We start from the raw sequence: 5,543 nt of genomic DNA, 5'->3' as shown, positions 1-5,543 counted from the left end.
CTTGGCAGAATGGCTATTGCGAAAGGATCATCGGGTCGATCAGGCGGGAATGTCTGGACCATGTGATTGTGCTGGGGGAGCGGCACTTACGGCGAGTGTTGAAGGAGTACCTGGCCTACTACCACCGGTCGCGTACACATCTGGGGTTGGAGAAGGATGCGCCGGAGACACGGGCTATCCAAGCAACGGATGCCGGGCCCGTGGCCAGTGAGCCCGTGCTCGGCGGATTGCATCACCGCTACTATCGTCAAGCCGCTTAGTCTTTCAATTACAAATTTGAGCATCTTTGGTGGACTGGTTCGCTCGGCCCCCGTAGTAATGGAAAAATCGAATGGTCCGTAGCAGTATCAATCGTCGAAACATTCCCTCCCGGCCAAATTATTCTCTGTTTCTGGGCTGGATAGGGCTGTCCGTATGTTACAATTTCACTGGATGGATTAAATGGTAGGCACACGGGCTTTGCAGCGTCGTGGGAAAACGATCTGGACCCAAAGGCCGACGAAAACTCGGATGCTAATTAGTGTGATCGTCGGGCATTTGATTTGGCGTATAACACTTATGAGGACTCCCCTTGTCAACCGGGTCTGAAAATGACCGCCCCCTTGCCCACCCCACCCACGCTGCCCCGTGTCGGCTTGAACGTGAAGGGTTAAGTGTCAGGCGTCCAGGCGTCGCAGAGTGGCTCTCAACGGCGCAGCCCATTCGAGATGTCGGGAAAAGGTTGGAAAAGTCCGCTGAATTCGACCGCAGGATAAATATTCAGAAGGGACACTGCAACCACAGACGCCAACGGCAGTACCAAAAGCACTCAGTCTGCTGCCGGAGTATGTCTTGACAGACTACCCTATAGAAGCCGTTCCATATCACTTGACCAGTGTCACTCGGCCGCCTACGGCACGCCCTTGACCGAGGACCTGCACGAAATACACACCGCTAGGCAGACCCCTTCCGCACTCGTCCCGGCCATCCCATGTGACCGCATGCGATCCTATCGTCTGCATGCCGTCGAATAGCGTTCGCACGAGTCGCCCTCGCGCATCAAACAGCCTCACGTGCGCAAGTGACTCTACCCCTAGGGAGTAGCAAATTTCTACGTGCGCGTTGAATGGATTTGGCGTTGAGCCGTCGTACGACAAGACAGGAAGACCCGGTGTATCTAACGGCGTTTCGACTGCTCCGCCAATTCCCCGGTACAAGCGTACAAAGCTGTCATAAACATATCCTTCGTCATGCCAGGAAGCACGGACAGCGATATCATCGAGTCCGTCAGCATCGAAATCTCCGGCTCTGGCCACATCCAGCCACATCCAGGTTTCGCTTGGCTCTGCACGGATCACCTGGTCCGGCAAAGTATCGGGTTCAGCCCCTCCGAGGAAGATCCAGACGGCACCGTCAAGATCCGTAATCGCTAAGTCGTCGAAACCATCGCCGTCAACATCTCCAAGTCCTGCGGTGTTTTCGCCCGGAATCAAGGATAGTACGGTCGCCGAACTCGGATCCGCATCACCCAGGATAAGCCGCGACTCTTGTATATACGGTGCGGTGGCAATTACGTCGTCGTACCCGTCGCCATTGAAATCGAAGGCACCGTCCGCAGACGTGCCCAGAAGCGCCTGGTCGCAAAACAAAATCTGGTAAGGAAATCCTCCGTTCCACATCAGTTCGCCACCGTGCAGAATTTTGACTTCGCCAGCCGCAAACCCACCGGTCCATCCATCTTTCCACGGAATCCCCACGATCAGATCGTCGGCCCCGTCGCCATTCGTGTCTCCCGCAAAAGCGACTGCACCGTTAGAGTCATCCCCGTAGTCGGCATACTGGCGTCCCCAAGCACTTTCCAGTGAAGGAGATGGCCCGCCAAGATAGACTTCTACTGTTGGTGGTGTTGTCCAACCTCTGATTCCCGGTTTCTTAACAACTATGTCATCGTAATCGTCTTCAGTATTGAAATGACCTGCACGAGCTATGAGTTCTCCGAAATAGTTGTCTCTCCATGGCCCCGGTATAACGTGGTCGGCCACTGCATCTAGTTCTGGACCGCCAAAGTAAATAAAGACCGCACCGGCATTCGCCATCCCATCGATGTCATAAGATGGCGAACTAACTGCGAGGTCTCCAAAACCATCACCGTTAAAGTCAAAAGGTCCCTCAAGAGCTTGTTCGAGTCGACCGCTCGCATCCTGCTGCAATATGAGGTCAGGTTCTTCGTCGAATTGTGGCCCGCCGAAGTAGACGTATGCCCTGCCACTGTAGCCGTTGCCTGCCTGATATGAGTCGATAACCAAGAAGTCGTCGACACCGTCACCGTTGACATCGCCCGTCCAACCCATGTCTGCGCCGAATCGTTGGCCCGGATTCTCCGGTAGAAATGTAACGATGATTTCTGCGGCCCGAACAGGTGTCGCAAGAAGCATTAAGATTATTAGTCGATTGATCATCGTAGTACTTCCGAAAAAATGCTGATACCTTTTTGCACCTTGGATCATCTGAAATTGCTAACACCAAATCGACTGCACAATCGCACTGGGAATGCACAACTCCTGTTCGCGACTAGCCCCTGCGCATACCGCTGTAATCCATCCACCCTGCTCCAGTTGAGGTTACGATTGGCCAAGTATAGCATAAATGGATGTTCAAAATCCTCTTTTTCGCATTTCCTTTTTCGCCATTTCCCGGTTTCCTCATCTTGCTGTTCTTGGTGAGGGGGAGAGGGGGTCCTGGCGCACGGACCCTGAGTCGTTTAAGGAAGAAATACTAGTATCCATTTTCCTACTAAATGAGCACCGGCCGAGTCAGGTCGAATGGCCTGGCAGACCGGACCCTCAGAGGCATTTAGTGAGGAATTCAACCCCCACCTCCCCCGCCGGGCGAGAGGGGATGAGGTAATCTAATCACATTCGAGATGTCGGGAGAAGGCGGGCAAGGCCAAGCCGCCTCTCCACCCTATGAGATAGTCACGCCCAGCTTTCTTGCGATTGCAATGAACTTTTCAACGTTTCCCTTGCCCCACTGATTGCAAACACAAACAGGACCATCGATCAGCATAATCGGCTCATTAGTTTTCATGAAAAAGCGTTTATAACCGGTTCGTGCAAACCGGTCCTCGGCCTCCTCTTTCTTAACAAAAACCCCAATGGCACCTTGAGCTTCATCAGGAAAATTTGCCTTGAGATCATCAAAAGATACATCCGGATTGTCCGCGACATATTGACTCAGGACGGCGAGAACAAGACGACTCTTGCCCAACTCGCGTCCACCAAATTTGTATTTACTGAAATCCTTGTCGGATTTTCGAGTCTGGGTTTTGTCCGATGTTGTCATGCTCGTGACGGAGGTGTAATCGAGTGTTCTAGTGATTCGCTCCGGTAGCGAAACGCCCTTTTTCGAGGAAAACCGATCGCGTAAAAGGTTGAAAAATTGCGATGCATCTCGAGCCCGTACTCTTTGCCTAGGGTTGGCATAACACACACGAAAAACAACCTGTTCCCAGATTTCGTCAAAATCTCCCGTACTGGTAGCAATCTCAAACATCTGAGAGAATTGATGGTCGTGTTCTTCTTTGCGTCGGGTTGTCTCTGCCGCAACATCCTCTGTCCATTCCAAAAAATCCGGATATGAGTTCACCAAATCGTAGAGATCCGGAAAGGAAATCTGGAGGCACACGAGGGCAAATAGCATCAGTCGATCCAATTCGTCCATCGTGTCTTGGTTTTCCGCATCAGCAGTACCAATGAATACCTCAATTAGGGACAGCGAGTTCACCATCCGTTTCAGTGACCGCGGGTTGCCACCAATGGTCAAAGCAATAATTTTGTGGAGGTCGGCCTCGTTGAGCCGAGCCTTGGAATCAAAGCCGACCTTCTGCAGCAAATCTCCCACATACTTTCCGATATCATATTGCCCCATGGGCATCATGAAAGGCAGTTGGATAATTTTGTCAAAGAAGGCGCGGAACTCCCACTCGTTCTCCTCGGTCCTCTTACCGAATTTCGATTCAAGCCCCTTCACGACAACTTGATAGTCAACGGCCAGAATAAAAATGCAGTTGGGTACACTGAAAATATTCTTTAGCAGTTCCAAAATAGTCACGGCTGCATGCGGCTCTATTCTGTCGAGATCATCAACGTAAACAACGAACTTCTGAAACGGGTTGGTTGGTCGCTCTTGAATCTCACAAGCGATCTTGGCCAATTGCTCTCTTAGCGCTTTGATAGAGGGCGATTGTTCTGCAAACAATTCATCAGTGATATCCCCCGCCTTGACTCCCAAGGCCGCAGTGGCCCCAACTCTCAGGGCGCCCCTGAAGATTCCTTTCGCCGCATTCTTTACTTGAGCGCTGCGATTGGCATCACCATCGGTCACCAGCATTTCTTGGATTATTTCACTGGCAATTCTCAGCAGGGCTTCTTCGGGATTCACCAGAAGGGAATGTTCCCAAGCATTTACCCAAATCTGGCGACACGTTCCACTCTCTTCAAGGGTGGAATGAATCGAATTGAGAAGTGAGGTCTTGCCACTGCCCCATTCCCCTTGAATACCTATGGTAAGCGGTGTGTTGGCTCGGAGGACAAATTGCGACAGGGCGCTGGCGTGACGCTCAATTCCTAAACAATCCTTGGCATACCTGGGATTGGGTTCGTCAACTATCCCCATTACCTTTTTGCTCATCCAAAAACCTCAACGAGTATTTGGTTACTGTGTTTTCCCTCATCTCCCCATTCTCCACAGTTGACCTTACCCCCAGAGTGTTCTTTTCACTAGCTAAAATCTTAGAACGCAATGGAGTCCTGAACATTTGTAGGTATTGCCTTCGGACTGGCAATTGTCCGAAGGAAAGTCCCTCGGTGGAATGTTCCGCTCCTTGCAAAAAATTTAATAGAGGATTCTAGTTTATGTTTTTCCTTTGACGCTATATCCTAATCGGGGATAGTGACTAAACTAATGGCAACTATATTCAGCAAAGGATGCCCTAATGGCGAATTGTACCTGTGGTGGAACGTTGAAAAAGTGTAAGAAGTGCGAAACAATTTTATGTGGAAAAAGCAATATGGGGGGCGTTTGTAAAAAGGGGACACCTCACCCAAAAAGCGGACGTTGCCCAAGATGCGGTGGCTCTGTCACTTATGCTTGATATCTATAGTCCCTAGCCGTGGAACTCCCTGATTCGTTGACACTTAGAGCCCTTAGGCTAGTGTGATTGGGGACAGATATCATAACGAATTGTTCGTGTGTTGAACGAACCCGCATCGCGGCAGCAAATCAAGCGGGACAGGCCGCTCCTACCAGGCCATCGGCTGTTAAGCAAACCATCCATCAAGGCACAGTTTCTAAGACTCGGAGAGGAATTCCGAGGTCATTTAGCGGTTCTGTGTTAAGGAAGAAAACCTCAGAGTTTCACCTTCCAAACGACCCCCACTCCCACATCCTTTTGCCCCAACGCCTTATACGCCAAAAAAAAGACAAGCCCCAAGACCTGCCCAAAAGTTGCCCTAAAAAACAACCGGCTCCCCGAACAGGACTCCAACCCACAACCCCATCCTTAA

At 51.0% G+C, this 5,543-nt stretch carries 3 protein-coding genes; 1 reads left to right on the top strand and 2 read right to left on the bottom strand.

Going from position 1 to position 5,543, the window contains the following annotated elements:
* Positions 1-260 (top strand): transposase (locus KOO63_11660; protein ID MBU8922464.1); only part of this gene is annotated, 260 nt, incomplete at its 5' end.
* A gap of 603 nt (positions 261-863) precedes the next feature.
* Here the strand turns inward: KOO63_11660 and KOO63_11655 are convergent.
* Positions 864-2,438, bottom strand: coding sequence for an FG-GAP repeat protein (locus KOO63_11655; GenBank protein MBU8922463.1), 1,575 nt, complete (start codon positions 2,436-2,438; stop codon positions 864-866).
* Between the two features lie 505 nt (positions 2,439-2,943).
* Complete coding sequence (locus tag KOO63_11650; protein MBU8922462.1) at positions 2,944-4,668, bottom strand: KAP family NTPase; 1,725 nt, start codon at positions 4,666-4,668, stop codon at positions 2,944-2,946.
* Positions 4,669-5,543 lie beyond the last annotated feature (875 nt).

This window comes from Candidatus Latescibacterota bacterium (assembly GCA_019038625.1).
Classification (GTDB): domain Bacteria; phylum Krumholzibacteriota; class Krumholzibacteriia; order Krumholzibacteriales; family Krumholzibacteriaceae; genus JAGLYV01.
Note: the sequence above shows the minus strand (reverse complement) of the source record. Positions and strands in the feature narration are given on the sequence as shown.